Origin of the sequence: Pseudomonas sp. URIL14HWK12:I6 (genome assembly GCF_000514195.1) — a bacterium.
Taxonomy (GTDB): domain Bacteria; phylum Pseudomonadota; class Gammaproteobacteria; order Pseudomonadales; family Pseudomonadaceae; genus Aquipseudomonas; species Aquipseudomonas putida_A.
Window position 1 is genome coordinate 151,840 of record NZ_AZVL01000010.1, and the last position, 21,484, is coordinate 173,323.

Annotated in this window: 21 protein-coding genes; 14 read left to right on the forward strand and 7 right to left on the reverse strand. The window is 59.9% G+C overall.

What is annotated here, in order from left to right; genetic code table 11:
• Positions 1–91 precede the first annotated feature (91 nt).
• Both fadD2 and fadD1 read left to right on the forward strand, forming a co-directional pair.
• Positions 92–1,780, forward strand: coding sequence for a long-chain-fatty-acid--CoA ligase FadD2 (gene fadD2, locus H043_RS0115250; RefSeq protein WP_027612572.1), 1,689 nt, complete (start codon positions 92–94; stop codon positions 1,778–1,780).
• Between the two features lie 362 nt (positions 1,781–2,142).
• Entirely contained in the window at positions 2,143–3,840 is a 1,698-nt protein-coding gene (gene fadD1, locus H043_RS0115255; protein ID WP_003227414.1) for a long-chain-fatty-acid--CoA ligase FadD1, read from the forward strand.
• A gap of 164 nt (positions 3,841–4,004) precedes the next feature.
• On the opposite strand, the gene H043_RS0115260 is transcribed toward fadD1, so the two are convergent.
• A complete protein-coding gene (locus H043_RS0115260; RefSeq protein ID WP_007969330.1) occupies positions 4,005–4,382 on the reverse strand; it encodes a hypothetical protein in 378 nt (125 codons plus the stop codon).
• A 195-nt stretch (positions 4,383–4,577) separates the two neighbouring features.
• Here H043_RS0115260 and H043_RS0115265 point away from each other — a divergent pair, with 195 nt between their 5' ends.
• The 3 genes from H043_RS0115265 to def all read left to right on the forward strand — a co-directional run bounded on the left by H043_RS0115265 (position 4,578) and on the right by def (position 6,425).
• On the forward strand, positions 4,578–4,769 hold the full coding sequence (locus H043_RS0115265; RefSeq protein WP_027612573.1) for a CsbD family protein: 192 nt from the start codon (positions 4,578–4,580) through the stop codon (positions 4,767–4,769).
• A 163-nt stretch (positions 4,770–4,932) separates the two neighbouring features.
• Positions 4,933–5,889 carry a YihY/virulence factor BrkB family protein gene (locus H043_RS0115270; protein WP_027612574.1) on the forward strand — a complete coding sequence of 319 codons (957 nt, stop codon included), beginning with the start codon at positions 4,933–4,935 and terminating at the stop codon, positions 5,887–5,889.
• Complete coding sequence (def, locus tag H043_RS0115275; RefSeq protein WP_027612575.1) at positions 5,886–6,425, forward strand: peptide deformylase; 540 nt, start codon at positions 5,886–5,888, stop codon at positions 6,423–6,425. The genes H043_RS0115270 and def overlap by 4 nt, the downstream gene beginning before the upstream one ends.
• Positions 6,426–6,553: 128 nt before the next feature.
• On the opposite strand, the gene H043_RS0115280 is transcribed toward def, so the two are convergent.
• A complete protein-coding gene (locus tag H043_RS0115280) occupies positions 6,554–6,973 on the reverse strand; it encodes a GNAT family N-acetyltransferase (protein ID WP_027612576.1) in 420 nt (139 codons plus the stop codon).
• Positions 6,974–7,297: 324 nt separating this feature from the next.
• On the opposite strand from H043_RS0115280, the gene H043_RS0115290 reads away from it, so the two are divergent.
• The 4 genes from H043_RS0115290 (at position 7,298) to H043_RS0115305 (ending at position 10,850) form a co-directional block, all read left to right on the forward strand.
• On the forward strand, positions 7,298–8,239 hold the full coding sequence (locus H043_RS0115290) for a fatty acid desaturase (RefSeq protein WP_027612577.1): 942 nt from the start codon (positions 7,298–7,300) through the stop codon (positions 8,237–8,239).
• A 157-nt stretch (positions 8,240–8,396) separates the two neighbouring features.
• Positions 8,397–9,188: a phosphate/phosphite/phosphonate ABC transporter substrate-binding protein gene (locus tag H043_RS0115295; protein WP_027612578.1), complete on the forward strand. Its 792-nt coding sequence runs from the start codon at positions 8,397–8,399 to the stop codon at positions 9,186–9,188.
• 124 nt (positions 9,189–9,312) lie between these two features.
• Entirely contained in the window at positions 9,313–9,840 is a 528-nt protein-coding gene (locus H043_RS0115300; RefSeq protein WP_027612579.1) for a sigma-70 family RNA polymerase sigma factor, read from the forward strand.
• Positions 9,837–10,850 carry an ABC transporter substrate-binding protein gene (locus tag H043_RS0115305; RefSeq protein ID WP_027612580.1) on the forward strand — a complete coding sequence of 338 codons (1,014 nt, stop codon included), beginning with the start codon at positions 9,837–9,839 and terminating at the stop codon, positions 10,848–10,850. The genes H043_RS0115300 and H043_RS0115305 overlap by 4 nt, the downstream gene beginning before the upstream one ends.
• 125 nt (positions 10,851–10,975) lie before the next feature.
• Here H043_RS0115305 and gstA read toward each other — a convergent pair whose 3' ends face one another.
• On the reverse strand, positions 10,976–11,569 hold the full coding sequence (gene gstA / locus H043_RS0115310) for a glutathione transferase GstA (RefSeq protein ID WP_027612581.1): 594 nt from the start codon (positions 11,567–11,569) through the stop codon (positions 10,976–10,978).
• A gap of 99 nt (positions 11,570–11,668) precedes the next feature.
• Between gstA and H043_RS0115315 the strand changes: the two genes are divergently transcribed.
• Positions 11,669–12,559, forward strand: a complete 891-nt coding sequence (locus tag H043_RS0115315) for a LysR family transcriptional regulator (RefSeq protein WP_027612582.1) — start codon at positions 11,669–11,671, stop codon at positions 12,557–12,559.
• A gap of 405 nt (positions 12,560–12,964) precedes the next feature.
• Complete coding sequence (locus H043_RS30935; RefSeq protein ID WP_027612583.1) at positions 12,965–14,284, forward strand: PAS domain-containing methyl-accepting chemotaxis protein; 1,320 nt, start codon at positions 12,965–12,967, stop codon at positions 14,282–14,284.
• A 126-nt stretch (positions 14,285–14,410) separates the two neighbouring features.
• On the opposite strand, the gene H043_RS0115325 is transcribed toward H043_RS30935, so the two are convergent.
• The 3 genes from H043_RS0115325 to H043_RS0115335 form a co-directional block, all read right to left on the reverse strand.
• Entirely contained in the window at positions 14,411–14,971 is a 561-nt protein-coding gene (locus H043_RS0115325) for a hypothetical protein (protein WP_027612584.1), read from the reverse strand.
• A 155-nt stretch (positions 14,972–15,126) separates the two neighbouring features.
• On the reverse strand, positions 15,127–16,551 hold the full coding sequence (locus tag H043_RS0115330) for an MFS transporter (protein WP_027612585.1): 1,425 nt from the start codon (positions 16,549–16,551) through the stop codon (positions 15,127–15,129).
• Between the two features lie 125 nt (positions 16,552–16,676).
• Complete coding sequence (locus H043_RS0115335; protein ID WP_027612586.1) at positions 16,677–17,117, reverse strand: PACE efflux transporter; 441 nt, start codon at positions 17,115–17,117, stop codon at positions 16,677–16,679.
• A 121-nt stretch (positions 17,118–17,238) separates the two neighbouring features.
• Here H043_RS0115335 and H043_RS0115340 point away from each other — a divergent pair, with 121 nt between their 5' ends.
• Positions 17,239–18,111 (forward strand): LysR family transcriptional regulator, encoded by an 873-nt coding sequence (locus H043_RS0115340; RefSeq protein ID WP_027612587.1) that lies wholly within the window; start codon positions 17,239–17,241, stop codon positions 18,109–18,111.
• Between the two features lie 147 nt (positions 18,112–18,258).
• On the opposite strand, the gene H043_RS0115345 is transcribed toward H043_RS0115340, so the two are convergent.
• Positions 18,259–19,290 carry a LacI family DNA-binding transcriptional regulator gene (locus H043_RS0115345; RefSeq protein WP_027612588.1) on the reverse strand — a complete coding sequence of 344 codons (1,032 nt, stop codon included), beginning with the start codon at positions 19,288–19,290 and terminating at the stop codon, positions 18,259–18,261.
• Positions 19,291–19,506: 216 nt separating this feature from the next.
• Here H043_RS0115345 and H043_RS0115350 point away from each other — a divergent pair, with 216 nt between their 5' ends.
• Positions 19,507–20,040 carry a gluconokinase gene (locus H043_RS0115350; protein ID WP_027612589.1) on the forward strand — a complete coding sequence of 178 codons (534 nt, stop codon included), beginning with the start codon at positions 19,507–19,509 and terminating at the stop codon, positions 20,038–20,040.
• Positions 20,041–20,122: 82 nt separating this feature from the next.
• Entirely contained in the window at positions 20,123–21,478 is a 1,356-nt protein-coding gene (locus H043_RS0115355; protein ID WP_027612590.1) for a GntP family permease, read from the forward strand.
• The last annotated feature ends 6 nt before the right edge of the window (positions 21,479–21,484 follow it).

A 21,484-nucleotide genomic window follows, 5' to 3' on the forward strand; every position in this document is an offset into this window, starting at 1 on the left:
AGCTCCGCTTTTTGCTTTGTGCCCTCAGGGATCAGCGCGAAACCACAGAAAAGCGGCTCCCGGATCGATTCAGGTAAAGAGGACAAGAACAATGCAACCTGATTTCTGGAATGACAAACGCCCCGCCGGCGTACCACTGGACATCGACATGGGCGAGTTCAAGTCGGTGATCGAGGTGTTTGAGCGTTCCTGCAAAAAATTCGCGGATCGGCCGGCCTTCAGCAATATGGGCGTGACCCTGACCTACGCTGAACTCGAGCGCTACAGCGCGGCGTTCGCCGGTTACCTGCAAGCCCACACCGATCTGGTGCCGGGGGATCGCATCGCGGTGCAGATGCCCAACGTGCTGCAATATCCGATTGCCGTGTTCGGTGCCTTGCGCGCCGGGCTGATCGTGGTCAACACCAACCCGCTGTACACCGCGCGCGAGATGCGCCACCAGTTCAAGGATTCCGGTGCCCGCGCGTTGGTGTACCTGAACATGTTCGGGCAGAAGGTTCAGGAAGTGCTGCCGGACACTGACATCCAGTACCTGATCGAAGCGAAGATGGGCGACATGATGCCCACCGCCAAGGGCTGGCTGATCAACACCGTGGTCAGCAAAGTGAAGAAAATGGTCCCGGACTATTCGCTGCCGCAGGCGATCTCGCTCAAGAGTGCGCTGCGCCTGGGCCGTGGTCTGGGGATCAAGCCGCTGAAAGTCGGTCTCGACGACATCGCCGTGTTGCAATACACCGGCGGCACCACCGGCCTGGCCAAGGGCGCGATGCTGACCCACGGCAACCTCGTGGCCAACATGCAGCAGGTGCGCGCGTGTCTTGCGCAATTGGGGCCAGACGGTCAGCCGCTGCTGCGCGAAGGGCAGGAGGTGATGGTGGCGCCACTGCCGCTGTACCACATCTATGCCTTCACCGCGAATTGCATGTGCATGATGGTATCGGGCAACCACAACGTGCTGATCACCAATCCGCGCGACATCGCAGGCTTCATCAAAGAGCTGAAGAACTGGCGCTTCTCGGCGTTGCTCGGCCTGAATACGTTGTTCGTCGCGCTGATGGAGCACCCGGACTTCAAGACACTGGATTTCTCCAGCCTCAAGCTGACCAACTCCGGCGGTACCGCGCTGGTCAAGGCCACCGCCGAGCGCTGGGAGCAGATCACCGGTTGCCGCATCACCGAGGGTTACGGCCTCACCGAAACGTCGCCGGTGGCCTGCACCAACCCGTATGGCGACAAGTCGCGTCTGGGCACGGTCGGTCTGCCGGTGCCGGGGACGCTGCTGAAAGTCATCGATGATGAAGGTGTCGAGCAGCCGATGGGCGAGCGCGGCGAGCTGTGCATCAAAGGCCCGCAGATCATGAAAGGCTACTGGCACAAACCCGAAGCCACCGCCGAAGTGCTGGACGCCGACGGCTGGTTCAAATCCGGTGATATTGCGGTGATCGACCCGGACGGTTTTGTGCGCATCGTCGATCGCAAGAAGGACATGATCATCGTCTCCGGTTTCAACGTGTATCCCAATGAGATCGAAGACGTGGTGATGGCCCACCCGAAAGTCGCCAACTGCGCGGTGATCGGCGTGCCGGACGAGCGTTCGGGCGAAGCGGTGAAGCTGTTTGTGGTGGCGCGGGAAACCGGGGTCAGCCTCGAAGAGCTCAAGGCGTACTGCAAAGAGAATTTCACCGCTTACAAGGTGCCGAAACACATCGTGCTGCGTGAGTCGTTGCCGATGACGCCGGTCGGGAAGATTCTGCGGCGGGAGTTGCGCGATATCGCCTGATCGGTGAATGGCCGCGCGTGGCGCGGATCGCGGGCAAGCCACGCTCCCACAGGGATCTCCACCAACCTTGTGGGAGCGGGCTTGCCCGCGATGCTTTTTGGGGGTTGAAGGCCCGGAAAACCGGGGCTTTCAGGGTGGTATAGGATTTTTGCTCTAAAATGACTGTTAGAAAGTCTTGAGTCATTAAAGTGACCATGGAGGCCGCTTTTGGCTCTAGTCGGCCCTCGGCAAAGCTGCTACTCTCGGCGCGCTTTGTGACTTCTCGGCCTGTAGAAAAGCCAGATTCACCAATACAAAACACACACCAATAATAATCGCATCAAATGCGGTGAAGAATTCGCGTTGCTGAGGAGTGGGCTTCCATGATCGAAGACTTTTGGAAGGATAAATACCCGGCTGGAATTGCTGCCGACATCAATCCAGACGAGTACCCGAATATTCAGGCAGTGTTGAAGCAATCCTGCCAACGCTTCGCCAACAAGCCGGCTTTCAGCAACCTGGGCAAGACAATCACCTACGGTGAACTGTACGAATTGTCCGGTGCGTTTGCCGCGTATCTGCAACAGCATACCGACTTGCAGCCCGGTGATCGAATCGCCGTGCAACTGCCCAACGTTCTGCAGTACCCGGTGGCCGTCTTCGGTGCGATCCGCGCCGGGCTGATCGTGGTCAACACCAACCCGCTGTACACCGCGCGGGAAATGGAACACCAATTCAATGACTCCGGCGCCAAAGCCCTGGTGTGCCTGGCCAACATGGCGCACCTGGCGGAAGCCGTGGTGCCAAAAACCGGGGTCAAGCACGTCATCGTCACCGAAGTCGCCGACCTGCTGCCGCCGGTCAAGCGCCTGCTGATCAACAGCGTGATCAAGTACGTGAAGAAGATGGTCCCGGCTTATCACCTGCCCAAAGCCGTCAAGTTCAACGACGTGCTGAGCAAGGGCCAGGGCCAGCCTGTGGCCGAAGCCAATCCGCACAGCAGCGATGTCGCGGTGTTGCAGTACACCGGCGGCACCACCGGCGTGGCCAAAGGCGCGATGCTGACCCATCGCAACCTCGTCGCCAACATGCTGCAGTGCAAGGCGCTGATGGGCTCCAACCTCAATGAAGGTTGCGAGATCCTGATCACCCCTCTGCCGCTGTACCACATCTATGCGTTCACCTTTCATTGCATGGCGATGATGCTGATCGGCAACCACAACATCCTGATCAGCAACCCGCGCGACCTGCCGGCGATGGTCAAGGAACTGTCGAAGTGGAAGTTCAGCGGTTTTGTCGGCCTGAACACGCTGTTCGTCGCGCTGTGCAACAACGAAGGTTTCCGCAAGCTGGATTTCTCCAATCTGAAAGTCACCCTGTCCGGCGGCATGGCCCTGCAACTGGCCGCCGCCGAGCGCTGGAAAGCAGTGACCGGTTGCTCGATCTGCGAAGGTTACGGCATGACCGAAACCAGCCCGGTGGCCACGGTCAACCCGATCCAGAACATTCAGATCGGCACCATCGGCATTCCGGTGCCGTCGACCCTGTGCAAAGTCATTGACGATGCCGGTGTCGAGCAGCCTATGGGCGAAATCGGCGAGCTGTGCGTCAAGGGCCCGCAAGTGATGAAGGGCTACTGGCAGCGTCAGGAAGCCACCGACGAGATCCTCGACAGCGAAGGCTGGCTGAAGACCGGTGACATCGCGCTGATCCAGCCCGATGGCTACATGCGCATCGTTGATCGCAAGAAAGACATGATTCTGGTCTCCGGTTTCAACGTTTACCCGAACGAACTGGAAGACGTGCTGGCGACCCTGCCGGGTGTGTTGCAGTGCGCGGCCATCGGCGTGCCGGACGAGAAGTCGGGCGAGGCGATCAAGATCTTCATCGTGGCCAAGCCGGGCGTGACCCTGACCAAGGAAACCGTGATGGAGCACATGCGCGCCAACGTCACCGGTTACAAGGTGCCGCGTTCGGTGGAGTTCCGCGATGCGCTGCCGACCACCAACGTCGGCAAGATCCTGCGTCGTGAGTTGCGTGATGAAGAGCTGAAGAAGATCAAGGCCAAGTCCGCCGCCTGAAGCAAAAAGCCCCGCAGATGCGGGGCTTTTTGTTGGAGTAGGTGGTGGATCTGTAGTGACTGTGATGCCGCCTTCGCGAGCAAGCCCGCTCCCACATTCAACCGCGTTCCTCCAGTTGGAATACAGTCAAATGTGGGAGCGGGCTTGCTCGCGAAGCTTTTCGGTTACTGCCGGAACGGCGCGAAATTCACATTGGTTCCCGCCGGACGCATGTCCTGCAGATACGAATCCTTGTCTGCACTCAATTCCAGGCTCAACGCCGCCTTGCGCTTGCCTTCGTTGCGAATCACCAGGCCTTCGAGCTTTTCCCGCAGGAACACGGTCGGCACTTTCAGGTGCAGCAGTTCGTCGGTGGCCGGGGTGTGCATCAGCAGGTGAATCCACTCGTACTGACCGACGGCGAGGCGCGTCACCGGCAGGTCGAACCACCAGATGTTGCGGTTGCGGTTCAATTCGGCGAAGTGGCAGTTGTTGGTGCCGAGCACGGCGCCGCCCAGTTCCTGGTTGCGACGGGCAATGGCCTGCTTTTTATCGAGTTTCATAACATTCCTGCGGGATCTGATCGTTGGCGCACGGCGCCCATAGGTGCGCATTCTCGGGGCTTGCGGGGCAAACATAAAGCCCAACCTGCATGGCACGACGAAATGAACGGCAAAAATAAATGAAACTCGTGGCAAACCCGGCCAGTCAATCATTACGTACTGACTTTCCCCTTCAATGCACCAAGGAGAAACACCATGAGTAGCACTGGCGATAAAGTAAAAGGCATGGCTAACGAAGCAGTCGGCAACGTCAAGCAAGGCGTCGGCAAAGCAACCGACAACACCAAGCTGCAAGCCGAAGGCAAACTGCAAGAGAAAAAAGGTGAAGCCCAGCAAGCTGTCGGCAAAGCCAAAGACGCCATCAAGAAAGGTGTCGACAAGGCGTAATTCCGCCTTAAACGAAACACACGAGCGGCCATCCAAGGATGGCCGTTTTTGTGTCAAAACCCGACAGCCATCCACGAAGGTCGCCAAGTAGGCTACCGTGATGTAGAAAACGGCCCCTGAGTCGCCACGACTTCAACCTGTAATGCGGCGAAAGGAGACGCGAATGATTTTTCCAGACATGAAAGGTCTGCCACTGCACCGGGTGATGGTGCGCACGGTCACTGAATTCGTCGACGACGAGATGTCGACCTACGCCTCGGCACTGGCCTACCAGATGCTGTTCTCGCTGTTCCCGTTCATTCTGTTCCTGATTGCCCTGATCGGTTTCCTGCACCTGCCGGACTTCTTCACCTGGTTGCGCCTGCAGTCGGAACTGGTGCTGCCGCCGCAGGCGCTGGAACAGGTCAACCCGGTGATCGATCAGTTGCAGCAGTCCAAGGGCGGCTTGCTTTCGGTCGGTATCGTCATCGCCCTGTACACCGCGTCTGCCGGTGTGCGCCTGATGATGAGTGCGATGAACGCCGCTTACGACGTGGTCGAGGGCCGGCCGATCTGGAAGCGTTTTCCGCTGTCGGTGTTCTACACCGTCGGCATTGCCGGCATGTTGCTGGTGGCGGCCGCACTGATGGTGCTCGGGCCGCAAGTGATGGGCTGGATTGCCGCGCAGGTGGGGCTGGAAGACTTCATCGTCACCGTGTGGACGATTGCGCGCTGGCCGGTGATCGTGTTTCTGATGATGGTCGCGGTGGCGCTGATCTATTACGTGATGCCCGACGTCAAACAGGAATTCCGTTTCATCACCCCCGGCTCGGTACTCGCCGTGGTGGTGTGGATCATCGCCTCACTGGGCTTTGCGTTCTACGTCAAAACCTTCGCCAACTACAACGCGATGTATGGCAGCATCGGGGCGATCATCGTGCTGTTGCTGTATTTCTACATTTCCTCGGCGGTGCTGCTGCTCGGCGCCGAGATGAATGCGGTGATCGAACACATGTCCAGCGAGGGCAAGGACGAGGGCGAGAAAGTCCCCGGCGAACTCGATGAACATCCCAAACAACATGTCTCTGGCCTGGGGCGCGACCACTCGCTCAAGCCGGACACTGACGAAGCCCGACCATGATCCGTGAAATCCTCAAAATGGGCGACGAACGCCTGCTGCGCATTGCTCCAGCCGTGCCGCCGGAAATGTTCGACAGCCCCGAGCTGTGGCAACTGATCGATGACATGTTCCAGACCATGGAAAGTGTCGGTGGCGTCGGCCTCGCCGCGCCGCAGATCGGCGTCGACCTGCAACTGGTGATCTTCGGTTTCGAGCACAGCGAACGCTACCCGGACGCTGAGGCGGTACCGCAGACGATCCTGATCAATCCGCTGATCACGCCGCTGAGTCCGCTGACCGAGGAGGGCTTTGAGGGCTGTCTGTCGGTGCCCGGCCTGCGCGGTGCGGTGGATCGTTATCAGCAGATTCGCTACGAAGGCTTTGATCCCAAGGGCGAGCCGATCGTACGCGTGGCGTCAGGCTTCCATGCGCGGGTAGTGCAGCACGAATGCGATCACCTGATCGGCCGCTTGTATCCGTCGCGCATCACTGACTTCAGCAAATTCGGTTTTACCGAAGTGATGTTCCCGGATCTCGATCCCACAGCCGATGACTGATCCTGAGAACACCTCTATCCCAATGTGGGAGCGGGCTTGCTCGCGAAGGCGTCGTATCAGTCAATTGATGCAGCGACTGACACGACGCCTTCGCGAGCAAGCCCGCTCCCACAAGGGTATCTGTGATCTTAGATTGAATGTGGTTCCAGCCCCAGCGCAATCATCGGCTTGCTCCGCGCATACCGGCTCAACCGCTCGGCCAGTGCGTAGGGCAGGGCGGGATCGAAAATGAAACCGCGCCGCTCGTAAAACCCGCGCAAGTCCGGATGACAGAACAGCCACACCGGCTCCTGCAAATCCTTCACCGCCGCCGTGATCAACTCTCCGGCGATCCCTTGTTCACGGCAACCCGGATCAACAAACAATCCGGTCAACCAGTACCCGCCCGCCACCGGCCGCAAGCACAATGCGGCAACGATGTCCTCTCGACGGGCCACCCATAACTGCGCATCGCGCACCGCCTTCATCGACGATTGGTGGCTGCGGTAAAACTTGTTCATCAACGGCCACAAAGGCTCGTCGAGCAGGACGTATCGGGTATCGGGCATGGGATCGGACTGGCGGCGGGCAAAGCGCCGATTATAAAAGAACGCGCGCCGCGCGATAGGTGTATACCTGAGCCTACATCCCTGTGAGTGGAGTAAGCATCATGTCCAAAGGTATGGATTCAAAGAAAGCCGCGAAGAAGAAACCGGTGAAGACGGCGATTGAAAAGCGTGCAGAGAAGAAAGCCAAGAAGGTCGATATTTTCGGTCATTGATCACGTCCTTCGGGAGCCCGTCCCCCGGGCTCTCGTTTCAGCGCAAAAATAATCTGCAAGATTGCTCGGCTTCGTTGCACAGAAGGGGAAGACTCCCGTTCCGAGCCACGCCATGCCGAATTACTTCGATGCCGACCATCGCCAGCAGATCGAAACCCTGCGCCAGCGCTTCACCGCCCGCACCGAATGGCCGACATGGCTGCTGCTGATCGGCGTGTATGGCGGCTGGTTCGCGATCATCATCAACAGTCAGTGGCTCGGTCGCGGCTTGAGCACATTGCTGCTGATTCCGCTGCTGGTGCTGTGGCTGTCGGTGCAGCATGAATTGCTGCATGGGCATCCGACCCGCTCGGTGCTTTTCAATAAAATCCTCGGCTACGCACCTTTTGCGGTGTGGTACCCGTATACCTTGTATCGCGACAGCCACCTGCTGCATCACCGCGATGAACACCTGACTGTGCCCGGTATCGATCCGGAAAGCCGTTATCTGACGGCCGCGCGTTGGCAGGGCAGTTCCTTGTTCGAACGCAGCCTGCACTGGCTGAATAAAACCGTAATCGGCCGCTTCATCATTGGTGCGCCGCTGGGATTGATCGCACTGGCTGCCGAAGAACTGCAACGCCTGAAAAACCGCGAGCGTCAGGCCTGGTCGATGTGGCTGACCCACGGTGCGTTCAGCGTGTTGATGCTGTGGTTTATCGCGCGCTTCAGCGTGTTGCCGGTCTGGCATTACCTGCTGCTGATCAGTGTGCCGGCACTGTCGATCGCGATGATCCGCTCCTACTATGAACACCGCCCGCACGTTCAGCCGGAGCAGCGCACCGTGCTTAACGAAGCCGGCTGGCCGTGGCGCTGGCTGTTTCTGAATCTGAATTTGCATCTGGTGCATCACGACCTGCCGGGGCTGGCGTGGTATGACTTGCCGGCGGCCTACCGGATGCGCCGCGAACAATGGGTAGCGCGCAGTGGCGGGTTTCTGGTGCAGGGTTATGGGCAGTTGTGGCGGCAGCACGGTTTGAAGCCGATCGACAGTCCGCAACATCCTTACCACTAACCTCAAAAACACCACAAAACCCCTGTGGGAGCGGGCTTGCTCGCGAAAGCGGTAGAACAGTGACATGTCTGGTGTCTGACACACCGCTTTCGCGAGCAAGTCGAATCGTCGCACCGCCGCTCCCACAGGGGTAAGTATTTGCAGGGAAATAACGTGTATGACCCAACACCATCTCGAACTGCTGATGTACACCGCCCCCGAGCCCATCCGCTTGGCCAACGAACGCTGGATCTCTCGCATTCTCGAACATCTCGGCCACTCCCGCCTGAACGCCGCAAGCCTGTCGCTCCCCGAGCTTTGGTTATCCCCGGATCTGCTGCTGACCCAGACCTGCGGCTATCCCTTGATGACCTTGCTGCGCGATCAGGTGCGCATCGTCGGACGTCCACGCTACGAACTGCCCGACGCCAGCGCCGGCAATCACTGCAGCCTGATCCTCAGCCGTGCAGACGATACGCGCAAAACCCTGGCGGATTTTCGCGGCAGCCGTGGGGTGATCAACAGTGACGACTCCAACAGCGGCATGAACCTGTTGCGCCAGCGTCTGGCGCCCTTACACCGCGACGGGCAGTTTTTCGCCACGGTCGGCATCAGTGGGGCGCACCGCGAAAGTCTGCGTTGGTTGCGTGAAGCGCGCGCCGATCTGGCGGCCATTGACAGCGTGACCTATGCCTACCTCGCTCAGCATGCGCCTGAAGAAGTGAGTGGATTGCGGGTTGTGGCGCGTAGTGCGTTCAGCCCGACGTTGCCGTTTATCACCGCCGCGACTGCCACGAATGAGCAGATCGGACAGTTGCGCCGGGTAATGAATCAGGCGTTGCGTGAATTGCCTGATGTGGCGCAGATCCTCGGCTTGCCTGAAGTGTTGCCCGCCAGCGAAAGCGATTATCAGATCTTGCTCGACTATCAACGTGAGGCTGAAGAGTTGGGCTACGGCCGCTTGCGCTGAACAGCCTTATATTTCCAAAAAGAATATAAAAATGAAATATTAATCTTATTAATGCATAAGGCGCCTTGCTACGATCGCGCCACCGGATCACCGGACATTCAGCGACCCTTACCCAGGAGCCCTTATGTCCGGCGCCGACACCGCTCACCGCAATCATCTCGACGCTCTGTTCCGCGCCCACTACCGCTGGCTGTGCACTTACCTGAGCCGACATCTGCACGACTCCGCAGGCGCGGAAGACATAGCCGCCGAAACCTTCGCGCAATTGCTTCAGGCGCCCAGTATCACGGCGATTCGCGAACCCCGCGCGATGCTCACCACGATTGCTCAGCGCTTGCTTTATCAGCGCTGGCGCCGGGCGGATCTGGAGCGCCGGCATGCGCAGCAGATCGACGTCGAGGTCGCTATCTCGCCTGAAGACCTCGCGCAACTGAGCCAGACCCTCAAACGCCTCGATCACAGCCTGCAACGCCTGCCGGGCAAGGTCCGTTCGACCTTCCTGCTGGCACGCATCGATGGCCTGACCTATCCGCAAATCGCCGCCGAACTGGGCATCTCCCAGCGTTCGGTCAGCGTTTACATGAGCCGCTCCCAAGCCCTGTGCGATCGCCACAGCGCCAACCAAATCCTGACAGACAAGAGGTCCGCATGAGATCGATCAAAACCCTGCTTGGCCGTTCGTTGCTGGCGCTGAGCCTGAGCGTCGGCGCTGTTTCGGCGGCGGAAAAAACCGCACCGATCCACTTCGGTGACATCACCTGGGAAAGCGGCAGTTTCATCACCGAAGTGCTGCGCCTGATCGTCGAAAAAGGTTACGGGTACCCGACCGACACGCTGCCGGGCAGCACCGTCAGCCTGGAAGCGGCGCTGGCGAAAAACGATATTCAGGTGATCGGCGAGGAATGGGCCGGGCGCAGTCCGGCGTGGGTCAAGGCGGCCAATGAAGGCAAGGTGTTCGGCCTTGGCGATACGGTCAAGGGCGCGACCGAGGGCTGGTGGGTGCCGGAATACGTGATCAAGGGCGACCCCGAACGCGGGATCAAACCGCTGGCCCCGGAGCTGAAATCGGTGGCCGACCTGCCGCGCTACAAGGACGTGTTCCGCGACCCGGAAGACCCGCGCCGTGGACGCTTCCTCAACAGCCCGACCGGCTGGACTTCGGAGATCGTCAACAGCCAGAAGCTCAAGGCCTATGCGCTGACCGACAGCTACGTCAACTTCCGCACCGGCTCCGGCGCGGCGCTGGATGCCGAGGTGGCGTCGTCGATCAAACGCGGCAAACCGGTGCTGTTCTATTACTGGTCGCCGACGCCGCTGCTCGGGCGCTTCAAACTGGTGAAGCTCGAAGAGCCGCCGTTCGATGCTGAAGCCTGGAAAACCCTGGCCGATGCCAACAACCCGAATCCCAAGGGCACCCGCTCGATGCCGGCCAGCCTGGCGATTGGCGTGTCGGCGCCGTTCAAGGCGCAATACCCGGAGCTGGTGTCGTTCTTCGAGAAAGTCGATTTGCCGATTGATCTGCTGAACCAGACGCTGGCCGGGATGAGCGAAAAGCGCCAGCCACCACGGCAGGTAGCCGAAGCATTTTTGCGCGATCAGCCGCAGGTGTGGAGGGCGTGGGTGCCGGGGGAGGTGGCGAGCAAGGTGACGGCGGGGCTTTGAGTTTCAACTGTTTGATCGGTGGCGTTTGAGCTACCGCCTTCGCGAGCAAGCTCGCTCCCACACTGGATTTTTGACGTGCACAAAACTCCTGTGGGAGCGGGCTTGCTCGCGAATGATCTAAAGACTTACGCCGCTTCCGCCGCCAACGCCGCCATCACGGTCGGCCGCTGCTCAATCCGCGCCTGAAACCGCGCAAGTGCCGGCCACTGCGCCAGTTCGATCCCGAACAACCCGGCCCAGCGCAACACCACAAACAACAAGGCATCCGCGACGCTGAAGCCGCTCGGCAACAGATACTCCTGCTGCTCCAGCACCCTGACCAACTCCGCAAAACGCTTGAACAACTTCTCCTTTATCACCTCGGCCGGCAACCGCTCATCGAACAGCGCACCAAGCCCGCCGTGGATCTCGCTCGAAATGAAATTCAGCCACTCCTGCAAACGCAGCCTTTCAAAACTGCCGGGTGCTGGCGCCAGTCCCGATTGTGATTGCAGATCCGCCAGATATTGCAGGATCACCGGGCCTTCGGTCAGTACCGTGCCGTCGTCCAGTTGCAGGGCCGCGACGTACCCCTTGGGATTGATCGCGAGAAAGTCTTCACCGCTGGCGGTGCGCTTGCTGCGGTTGTCGACGCGAATCAGCACGAAGGGCAGCTTAAGTTCGCGCAACACAATGTGCGGCGCCAGTGAACAGGCTTGCGGGGCGTAATACAGCTTCATCGGCAGCTCTCTGGTGAGGAATTGGCGCCAGTGTCATAGTGCGCCGCACCCTCGGTAAAATTAATCTTTCAGAAACCTGCCATAAGGACAGCTACTGGCATGATGAACCTGATGCATTGGCGGCTGGTGGTCGCCGTCGCCGATCACGGCAACATCACCCGCGCGGCCGAGCGGGTCGGCATGACCCAGTCCGGCGCGAGCCAGGCCTTGGCGCTGATGGAAGAAACCCTCGGCGTGCAACTGTTCAGCCGCGAAAGCCGACAGACCTTGCCCACCGCCATCGGCCTGCCGGTGATCGAGCAGGCGCGGCTGATGCTCGGTGCGTTGGAGACCATTCGCCAGACCGTCGACAGCGTGCGCCCGATGCTGCGCGGGACAATTCGTCTGGCGAGTTTTCCCATGGTGCTGGCGAGTTTTCTGCCGCCGCTGTTGCGCCAGTTCAATCGGCTGTATCCGGGGATCGAAGTGGTGGCGCTGGAGGTCAGCGACGACGAGGTGGAAACCCTGCTCGCGGCCGGTCTGGTGGATGTTGGTGTGGTGCTCAACCCGACACCCGAGCGTAACGCCGGGCCATTGGGTCGGGATGAATGGGTAGCGGTGGTGCCGGCAGGGCATCCGCTGGCGCTGCGAGGAACCGAGCAGGGCGTCAGCCTGCAAGAACTGACGGCGCTGCCTTTTGTGCTGGCCACCGGCGGTTGCTCGACCAACGCCCGCAGCCTCGCCGCCGAGGCCGGGTTGCAGTTGCAGGACGTGCGGGTCGAGGTGCGCGAATGGAGCAGCGCCTTCACGTTGGTGCGGGAAAATCTCGGCGTGACCCTGGTGCCGGAAATGACCTTGCCGGCCGAGCGCCAGGGCTTGCGCGTGATTGCCCTGCAGCCACGTATCGAACGGGTCTTTTCGCTGGTGCTGCCTGCGGGGCAGACGCCGCCAGCGGCGGTGCAGGCGTTGCTGGATCTGGTGGCGGAGACGGCGGTCGCGACAGCTCGCTGAACCGTTTCTTGTGCAAAAAGTGCCAGATACTGGCCGACTAGTGGCCTTGCGCACGGCATGGCGATGGCTATGCTAGCTGTAACTAACTATGTCGACCGTCATCTGTTAGCCGTGATTTCAACGCTGCCAGAGTGCGCAACCCAAGGCACCGGACACTGAACCAACAAGGAGCAAGTTGTACATGGAAGTTTTCTGCACGTTAGGGCTGGCCCGCTGCTGGGCTATCAAGAGAAGGATGTCTTGATTAGAGCGTCGCTGCATGGACCCTCGGATTAAACATCATTTATCACCTGACAACTTCCTCCCGTGGAGGAATGCGTGTGCCTGTTCTGTGGAACGTAGTGGTGGATGCTGAAAGACCTGACTTTCATCAAATCAAAAGACCGCGCGGAAGGTGATACAACCATGTTCAACCTACATCACAAGGCTGACCTGCAGGAAATCGAGCGTTTCAGCTGCGCCTTGACCGAAGCCAACGCCAAGCTCGAAGCGATCAGCCGCTCCATGGCGATGATCGAATTTACCCCCGAGGGCATTGTTCTGGATGCCAACGAAAACTTCTGCAAGACCATGGGTTACAGCGCCGAGGAAGTGCGCGGCAAACATCACCGGGTGTTTTGCGAAGAAGCGTTTTACCGCAGCGAGGAGTACGCCAGATTGTGGCGCGACCTGGCCCGGGGTGAGCCGATCAGCGGCACGTTCCTGCGTTTGAACAAGTCCGGCAAGGAGATCTGGCTCGAAGCCAGTTACATGCCGGTGTACGGCCCGGACAAACAAGTCAAAAGTGTGATCAAAGTGGCGTCGGACATCACCGCCCGGGTCAATAAAGAACACGAAGAAGAAAGCATGCTGGCGGCGATCAGCCGTTCGATGGCGGTGATCGAGTTCACCCCGGACGGCAACGTGATTACCGCCAACGACAACTTTCTGAAAACCATGCAGTACTCGCTCAACGAAATCGTTGGCCATCACCACAGCATGTTCTGTCACCGTTCCGAATCCGAATCGGCGCAGTACAAGGCGTTCTGGGCGTCGCTCAATCGCGGCGAATATCACTCGCACCGTTTCGAACGCAAGAACAAGTCCGGGCAGATGGTCTATCTCGAAGCCTCGTACAACCCGCTGTTCGACACCAAGGGTCGTTTGTACAAGGTGGTGAAGTTCGCCAGCGACATCACCAGCCAAATGACCACGTTGCAAAACGCCGCGGAATCGGCCCACAGCACCTCGGTTCAAAACGACGCCTGCGCGCAAAAAGGCTCACAGGTGGTGCAGCAGACGGTGCAGATCATTCAGGACATTTCCCGCGACCTCAACGAAGCGGCGCTGAGCATCGATGCGGTCAGCAAGCAGTCGGACATCATCGGCACCATCGTCCAGACCATCCGCGGCATCGCCGATCAGACCAACCTGCTGGCGCTCAACGCGGCCATCGAAGCGGCGCGAGCCGGTGAACACGGACGCGGTTTTGCGGTGGTGGCGGACGAGGTGCGCAGTCTCGCGGCGCGCACCAGTCAGGCGACCCTAGAGATTGTCGAAGTGGTGCGCAAAAACCATGACCTGTCGCTGAGCGCGGTGTCGAGCATGCAGTCGAGCCTGAGCCGCACCGGGCTGGGTGTGGAACTGGCGAACGAGGCGGGGGAGGTGATTCTGGAGATTCAGCAGGGATCACGGCATGTGGTGGATGCGATCGGGCAGTTCAATGCGACGTTGCAACTAAACTGACACCCATCAACAACGGTAGGAGTGAGCCTGCTCGCGATTGCGGTGCGTCAGTCACAGGATAAGTAACTGATGTATCGCTATCGCGAGCAGGCTCACTCCTACATTGGTTTCTAAGCAACTTTCAGATCACAGCGCCGCGAGAAACTTGTCCGCCAGTTTGTCGCTGTCCTTGACGTCATTGACGTTGTCTTTTTCCGCTTGCGCCAGCTTCATCTTGTCCTGCAGACGCTCGGCGATCTCTTTGCCGATGGCCAGTTGTTTCTCTGGCGGCATGGCTTTGATGTCGTCTTCGGTGATGCCCATGCTCTGAAGGATACTGTCGCGCAGGCGCTGTTCCGGCGACTTGCTCATGTAGTCCTTGAACGCGTCAGTGGCCGAGGTCCCGATGGTGGTGCCGGCCGCCGTGGCGTCGGTGGTTTGCAGGCCGACACGGGTCTTGGCGAACGCTTCGTCGACGTTATCGCTGATGCGCGTGGCGGCGGCCACTTGCTGGGTGGCGATCTGCGTGGCCGAATCCTCAACCTTGGAGGTCGCGTCGGTCGCCTGCGACTGGGCCTGGTTCTGCAGCGATTGCAGCATGGCGCCGTGCAGGCCGCTTTGCAGACCGGCAGCGGCGGTCGTGGTCGCGTCATCCGCCAGCCGCTTGGGCAGGTGAATGAGCTGCTGCTGTTTGGCACTGACCAACATCATGATGGAGCCCTATGGATAATTGCTGACGGGCCTGAAGCAGCAATTACCGTGCCTTCGCGCAAAAACACATGATTTCAACGAGTTACGCAACTTGTGCGCCGAACAAAGCGGTCATCCCTTGCCGTCGGGCGGCAGAGGATGACCGTGTGGCCTCAGCGGTGGGCAATGTTTTCCAGCGCCAGATTGCGCGTGCGCGGGCCGAACCAGCCGATGGTCAGCATCACGATCAGCATGCTGCTGACGATGAACGCGAGCACCCCGGGCGTGCCGAAGTGATCGAGGAACAGCCCAATCAGCAGGCTGCTGAACACCGTCGATAAACGGCTGAACGAATAGCAGAAACCCACCGCTCGGGCGCGGATGTTGGTCGGGAACAGTTCGCTCTGGTACGAGTGATAACTGAAGCTCAGCCACGCATTGCAAAAGGTGATCATCACCCCGCAGAAGATCAGGCCGAAGGCGCTGGTCTGCAACGCGAACAAAGTGCCGAAAGTCATGGCGCCAAGGGCCGAGCCGACGATCTGCCACTTGTTCTCGAAACGGTTGGCAAACTTGACGAACAACAACGGCCCGAGCGGGTAGGCGAGGGTGATGATAAACGCGTACATCAGGCTGTGGGTGACGCTCACGCCCTGGCCGGAAAGCAACGCCGGCAGCCAGTTACCAAAACCGAAGAAACCGATCGCCTGGAACACGTGAAACACGATCAGCATCAATGCGCGACGCCGATATGGCGGCTGCCAGATGTCGGCGAAGCGACCCTTGCCCTCGACATCCACGGGCACCGTTTCCGGAGCGTCCAGCGGTTGGCGGTGATCCTTCTCGCAGCGGGCTTCGATGTCATCGAGAATCCTGTTCGCTTCATCGAACCGCCCATGCTGCGCCAGCCAGCGCGGCGACTCCGGCAGGCGCTTGCGCAGCCACCAGATGAACAGCGCAAACACCGCACTCGCCAGCACCACCCAACGCCAGCCCGACACGCCGAACGGCGCCTGCGGCACCAGCCACCAGGACATGAGTGCCACCGCCGGCACCGAGAGAAACTGCACAAAAAAGGCGAAGGCGAACGCTGAACTGCGCATGCGTTTGGGCACCAGCTCCGAGAGGTAGGCGTCGATGGTCACCAGCTCGATCCCGAGGCCGATGCCCACCAGAAAACGCATGCAGATAATGCCCAGCGCCGAGCTTTGAACGCCCATCAGCACCGTGGCCACGGTGTACCAGACCAGCGCAAAAGTGAAGATTGCGCGGCGGCCGAAACGGTCAGCCAACGGACTGAGCAGGCTCGCGCCGAGGAACAGGCCGAGGAAGGTCGCGGAAGCGAACGCCGCCTGATCGGAGAAACCGAACACGCCCTGATTGCCGGTGGCGAAGATCCCGTCACGGATCAGCCCCGGACTGATGTAGGCGGTCTGGAACAAATCGTAGAGTTCGAAGAAACCGCCAATCGACAACAGCGCCACCAGTCGCCAGATGGTGGCGACGGCGGGCAGGCGGTCGATGCGGGCGGAAATCTCGGCGGCGCGTATCGGGTCGATGCCGTCGCGTTGCGCGGCGGCGGGGGCGTGAGCAGTCATCGGCGGATCCATTTTTTATTGATGGAAAAGCTTAGCCTGCTATCGGAGTTCACGGATTGTGAATTTCGGCGGTTAGCCCCGGAGAACCGCCGATTTCTTGCAATAACTACTTACCAATTAACGATTTATGCCGCAGCGGTCGAATCGGGCAGCGCCGACGCCGGCAAGCCGAAAATGCGATCGAACAGCCAGTTGAAGGCGAACGTGTAGCACGGGATGAAGATGATCAGTGCCAGATCCAGCAGGAACGCCTGCACCAGACTGATGTTCATCCACCAGGCAATCAGCGGAATCAGGAACACTATCAGCGTCAGTTGAAAACCCACTGCATGAGCGATGCGCCGTTTGACCGTGCGGGTGCGTGACTGCTGGCGGCTTTCCCAGTGCTCGAACAGCGAGGTGTAGATGAAATTCCAGGTCACGGCGATGGTGGTGATGATCACCGCCAGTGGGCCAGTGCTGCCGGGCGAAGTGCCGGATAACAGCGCCAGGCCGAGGGCGGAGAAGGTCATGCCGATCACTTCGTAGAGCGACACGTAGACCAGTTTGCGTTTGACGCCTTGCATGGGGATTTGCCTCTGTCTTGAACTCGATGGCCAGCGGGACTGGCGAAGGCGGCGAAAGATAGCTTCAATAGGCGTGACAGAAAAAGTCAGTAGCTTTCAGTTTTGGTGATAGGTAGATGAAGTGAATTTCAACAGCGACAGCATCGAACTGTTCCTCGCAGTGATCGAGCGTGGCTCGTTTTCCGCTGCTGCCCGCGCTTTGGGGCGGGTGCCGTCGGCGGTGAGCATGGCTATCGGCAATCTGGAGGCGGAGCTTGGCTACGCCTTGTTCGACCGCAGCCATCGCGAGCCGCAGCCGACAGCGATGGCACTGTCACTGGTGCCCCACGCGCGGCTGATTGCCGAGCAGCTCAAGCAACTGCAAGTGCATGCGGTGGAGTTGTCGCTGGGGCTGGAGAGCAGGCTGTCGATAGGCGTGGTCGCGGACGTCGACCGTCGCCGTTTGCTCGCCGCGATCAAGGTGATTGCCGAGCGTCATCCGCTGCTCGACATCGAAGTGCTGACCGCGCCGCAGGACGATGTGCTGGCGATGCTGCACCGTGGCCGCGTCAGCGTGTGCCTGGCGTTCGCCGGGTTGAGCATGAACGTGCTGGAGCGTTTTCAGTTTGTCGGCAGCGAACGGATGATCGCCACGCTGGCGGCGGACAGTCCGTTGTTGCAGGGGCAGGATCTGTTTCTCGAAGACCTGGTGCATGTGCGGCAGATCTTCGTCGCCAGTCGCGACTTGCCGATCAGCGAAACTCGACCGCTGGTGGCCGAATCGCACTGGCGCACCGACACCCTGGAGACTGCGTTGGAGATGGTCGAGGCGGGGTTGGGCTGGGGCAATTTCCCGCTGTCGGTGGTGCAGCCGTGGCTGGACAGCGGACGACTGAAGCGCCTGAATTTCCGCAACATCGAAAACGGCCTGGTACTGCCGGTCCACGCGGTGTGGCTCAAGAGCCAGCCGCTGCAGAAGGGCGCGCTGGCGCTCGTCGACCTGCTCAGCCACTGATACATGCACAGGGTGGGTGTACCAAAAAACTGTGGGAGCTGGCTTGCCAGCGATTGCGGTGTATCAGTCAACACTGTATCGACTGGCCTGACGCCATCGCTGGCAAGCCAGCTCCCACAGGGATTGCTTCCGACAGGATTTCAGAGCTCAGGTACTCTCGCGAATCTTCAGTTCAAAACCCATATCTTCCACCGGCCGCGCCACACTATTCCCCGCCATCAACGTCAACATCTGCTCCGCCGCACGCCGGCCGATCGCCTCGCGTGGGGTGTTGATGCTGCTCAGGCGCGGCACCATGTGTTCGGACATCGGCAAATCGTTGAAGCCGAGAATCGCCACCTGCTCGGGGATCTTGATCCCGTTGCGCAGCGCCTCCAGCAGCGCACCCTGCGCCAGGTCGTCGTTACCAAAGAAGATCGCATCCACATCCGGATGCGCTGCCAGCAGTTGCAGGAACAGTTCACCGCCCAGGCCCACGGACGAGGAGCGCGGCGTCAGCACTTCCAGATCCGGGTCGTAGCGCCCGGCCTTCTGCAGGGCTTTGCGGAAACCTTCACCGCGCAACAAGGTGCGCTGATCCAGTTGCGCACCGATGTAGGCCAGACGCTTGCGCCCACGAGAGAGCAAATGTTCGGCAGCAGTTTCGCCGGCATTGAGCTGCGAGAAACCCACACAATTCACGCCGGCAGCGCTGTCCAGTTCCATCATGTACACGCAGGGAATATTGCTGGCCTCGATCATCCGCCGCGAACTTTCCGTGCGATCAAACCCGGTCAGCAGCAAACCACGCGGCTGATAAGCCATGTAGTTGCGCAGCAGGTTCTCTTCTTCATCGCGCGAATAGTGGAAGTTGCCGATCAGCACTTCGAAGCCCTTGGGTGTCAGCACCCGATGAATGGCTTCCAGCGTATCGATGAACAACAGGTTGGACAGCGATGGCACCAGCACCACCACTGAATGGCTCTGCGCCGAGGCCAATGCGCGGGCGGCAGGGTTGACCACGTAGTTGAGTTCAAGCGCGGCTTTCTGCACTTTTTCCACCAGTTCCGTGGCGACCGTGCTGACCCCGCGCAAGGCGCGGGAGGCGGTAATCGGGCTCACGCCGGCGAGGCGGGCAACTTCATTAAGGGTGGGACGGCCGGTGGTGCGAGTGTTTTTATCGTTTTTAGGGGTGGTCATCGGGCGGCTTGCCAAACAAAAATCAAGGCACTAAGGTAGCGCTGTCCTGATGCAGCTGCAAATGCGTAAGCGAGGTCCTGCCTGATCTTCGCTTTTTGGCGTTGGGAACAAACCTGCTGCAACCCAAAAAAACGACAAGAAGGCGTCGGCAACTTCTGCCTGTGCACTAGAGTCATAGCTAGCAAAGGTAGCGCTGTCTGCGCGCTGAGGTGTTATATGAGTCATCCCATCACCGCCCTAGTCATCATGGGCGTTGCCGGTTGCGGCAAGACGTGCGTCAGCGAGGCCCTGTGCCAATTGAGCGGCGCCACTGCCATTGAAGGCGATACTTTTCATCCGGCCGCCAACATCGAAAAGATGAGCGCGGGGATCCCCTTGAACGACGACGACCGTGCCGGCTGGCTCGACAGCCTGTGCGATGAACTGCGTCGCGTCGATGCATCGGGTAAACGCCCGGTGCTGACCTGCTCGGCCCTTAAACACAGTTATCGCGAAGTGCTACGCAGTGCCTTGCCGGGCCTGGGCTTCGTGTTTCTTGAGCTGACCCCGGAAGTGGCCGCCGACCGCGTGTCCCATCGCCCGGGACACTTCATGCCGGCAACGTTGATCGAAAGCCAGTTCGCCACCCTCGAATCGCCGGTAGGTGAGCCGTTGACCCTGGCGCTGAATGCTTCGATCCACAGCGTTGAAGAATTGGCTGCCCAGGCGCACGTCTGGTGGCAGGCCCACGGTTTGAAACAGGCGGTATGAGTGTGTTGAAAGAGCTAGCGCTGTCCTCACGAATTCTGTTTAACCCGCTTTAATAACAACAACAAGCCAGGAGACACCCCCAATGTTTGGCATGTCCCACGACGCCTACCTGCTGCTCGATGCAGTGGTCACGGTAATCGGCCTGATTATCCTGATCACCAAATTCAAGATTCACCCCTTTATCTCGCTGACCATCGCGGCCGCGTTCCTCGGCCTGACGTCCGGCATGCCGATCGGCACCATCATCAAGGCGTTCCAGGACGGCTTCGGTGGTGTGCTCGGTTTCGTCGGCATCATCCTCGCGCTGGGCACCATGCTCGGCAAAATGATGGCCGAGTCCGGTGGCGCCGATCAGATCGCGCAGACCCTGATCCGCGCCTTCGGCAAGGACAAAGTGCAGTGGGCAATGATGTTCGCCGCGTTCCTCGTCGGTATTCCGCTGTTCTTTGAAATCGGCTTCGTGCTGCTGATTCCGCTGGTGTTCATCGTTGCCCGCCGTACCGGTGTGTCGATCATCAAGATCGGTATCCCGCTGCTCGCCGGCCTGTCCGCGGTACACGGTCTGGTGCCGCCGCACCCGGGCCCGCTGCTGGCCATCGGCGTGTTCGGCGCTGACATCGGCAAGACCATTCTCTACGGTCTGATCGTCGCGCTGCCGACCGCCATCATTGCCGGTCCGATCTTCGGTACCTTCATCGCCAAGCACATCCCCGGTCACCCGAATCAGGAACTGGTTGATCAACTGGCCCGTGAAAGCGACGACTCAACCAAGTTGCCGAGCTTCAGCATCACCCTGATTACCGTGCTGTTGCCGGTGTTCCTGATGCTGCTGAAAACCTTCGCTGACGTCGCGTTGCCGGACGGTCACTTCTTCCGCACCTGGATGGACATGATCGGTCACCCGATCTCGGCACTGCTGCTGGCCTTGCTGCTGTCGTTGTACACCTTCGGTCACAAGCAGGGCATCGGTTCGCAGCAGATGCTCAAGTGGCTGGACGCGAGCCTGGCGCCGACCGCCGCGATCATCCTGATCATCGGTGCTGGCGGTGGCTTCAAGCAGATGCTGGTGACCAGTGGTGTGGGCGACGTGATCGGCCACATGGCAGTCAGCGCGCAGATCTCGCCGATTCTGCTGGCATGGCTGGTGGCGGCGGTGATTCGTATCGCCACCGGTTCGGCCACCGTGGCGACCATCACGGGCGCCGGCATCGTGGTGCCGGTGGTGGGAATGATTCCGGGCGTCAACCGTGAGCTGCTGGTGCTGGCCACCGGTGCCGGTTCGTTGATCCTGTCTCATGTGAACGACGCCGGCTTCTGGCTGGTGAAGCAGTACTTCAACATGACCGTGGCCGAAACCTTCAAGACCTGGACCGCGATGGAAACCATCCTGTCGGTGGTGGGCCTGGGCTTTATCCTGCTGTTGTCGCTGTTCGTGTAAGCGATC

What these genes read in the sequence shown, in the direction of transcription:
- fadD2 (WP_027612572.1), top strand. Translation starts at nt 92, where the DNA reads ATGCAACCTGATTTCTGGAATGACAAACGCCCCGCCGGCGTACCACTG.
- fadD1 (WP_003227414.1), top strand. Translation starts at nt 2,143, where the DNA reads ATGATCGAAGACTTTTGGAAGGATAAATACCCGGCTGGAATTGCTGCC.
- H043_RS0115260 (WP_007969330.1), bottom strand. Translation starts at nt 4,382, where the DNA reads ATGAAACTCGATAAAAAGCAGGCCATTGCCCGTCGCAACCAGGAACTG.
- H043_RS0115265 (WP_027612573.1), top strand. Translation starts at nt 4,578, where the DNA reads ATGAGTAGCACTGGCGATAAAGTAAAAGGCATGGCTAACGAAGCAGTC.
- H043_RS0115270 (WP_027612574.1), top strand. Translation starts at nt 4,933, where the DNA reads ATGATTTTTCCAGACATGAAAGGTCTGCCACTGCACCGGGTGATGGTG.
- def (WP_027612575.1), top strand. Translation starts at nt 5,886, where the DNA reads ATGATCCGTGAAATCCTCAAAATGGGCGACGAACGCCTGCTGCGCATT.
- H043_RS0115280 (WP_027612576.1), bottom strand. Translation starts at nt 6,973, where the DNA reads ATGCCCGATACCCGATACGTCCTGCTCGACGAGCCTTTGTGGCCGTTG.
- H043_RS0115290 (WP_027612577.1), top strand. Translation starts at nt 7,298, where the DNA reads ATGCCGAATTACTTCGATGCCGACCATCGCCAGCAGATCGAAACCCTG.
- H043_RS0115295 (WP_027612578.1), top strand. Translation starts at nt 8,397, where the DNA reads ATGACCCAACACCATCTCGAACTGCTGATGTACACCGCCCCCGAGCCC.
- H043_RS0115300 (WP_027612579.1), top strand. Translation starts at nt 9,313, where the DNA reads ATGTCCGGCGCCGACACCGCTCACCGCAATCATCTCGACGCTCTGTTC.
- H043_RS0115305 (WP_027612580.1), top strand. Translation starts at nt 9,837, where the DNA reads ATGAGATCGATCAAAACCCTGCTTGGCCGTTCGTTGCTGGCGCTGAGC.
- gstA (WP_027612581.1), bottom strand. Translation starts at nt 11,569, where the DNA reads ATGAAGCTGTATTACGCCCCGCAAGCCTGTTCACTGGCGCCGCACATT.
- H043_RS0115315 (WP_027612582.1), top strand. Translation starts at nt 11,669, where the DNA reads ATGATGAACCTGATGCATTGGCGGCTGGTGGTCGCCGTCGCCGATCAC.
- H043_RS30935 (WP_027612583.1), top strand. Translation starts at nt 12,965, where the DNA reads ATGTTCAACCTACATCACAAGGCTGACCTGCAGGAAATCGAGCGTTTC.
- H043_RS0115325 (WP_027612584.1), bottom strand. Translation starts at nt 14,971, where the DNA reads ATGTTGGTCAGTGCCAAACAGCAGCAGCTCATTCACCTGCCCAAGCGG.
- H043_RS0115330 (WP_027612585.1), bottom strand. Translation starts at nt 16,551, where the DNA reads ATGACTGCTCACGCCCCCGCCGCCGCGCAACGCGACGGCATCGACCCG.
- H043_RS0115335 (WP_027612586.1), bottom strand. Translation starts at nt 17,117, where the DNA reads ATGCAAGGCGTCAAACGCAAACTGGTCTACGTGTCGCTCTACGAAGTG.
- H043_RS0115345 (WP_027612588.1), bottom strand. Translation starts at nt 19,290, where the DNA reads ATGACCACCCCTAAAAACGATAAAAACACTCGCACCACCGGCCGTCCC.
- H043_RS0115350 (WP_027612589.1), top strand. Translation starts at nt 19,507, where the DNA reads ATGAGTCATCCCATCACCGCCCTAGTCATCATGGGCGTTGCCGGTTGC.
- H043_RS0115355 (WP_027612590.1), top strand. Translation starts at nt 20,123, where the DNA reads ATGTTTGGCATGTCCCACGACGCCTACCTGCTGCTCGATGCAGTGGTC.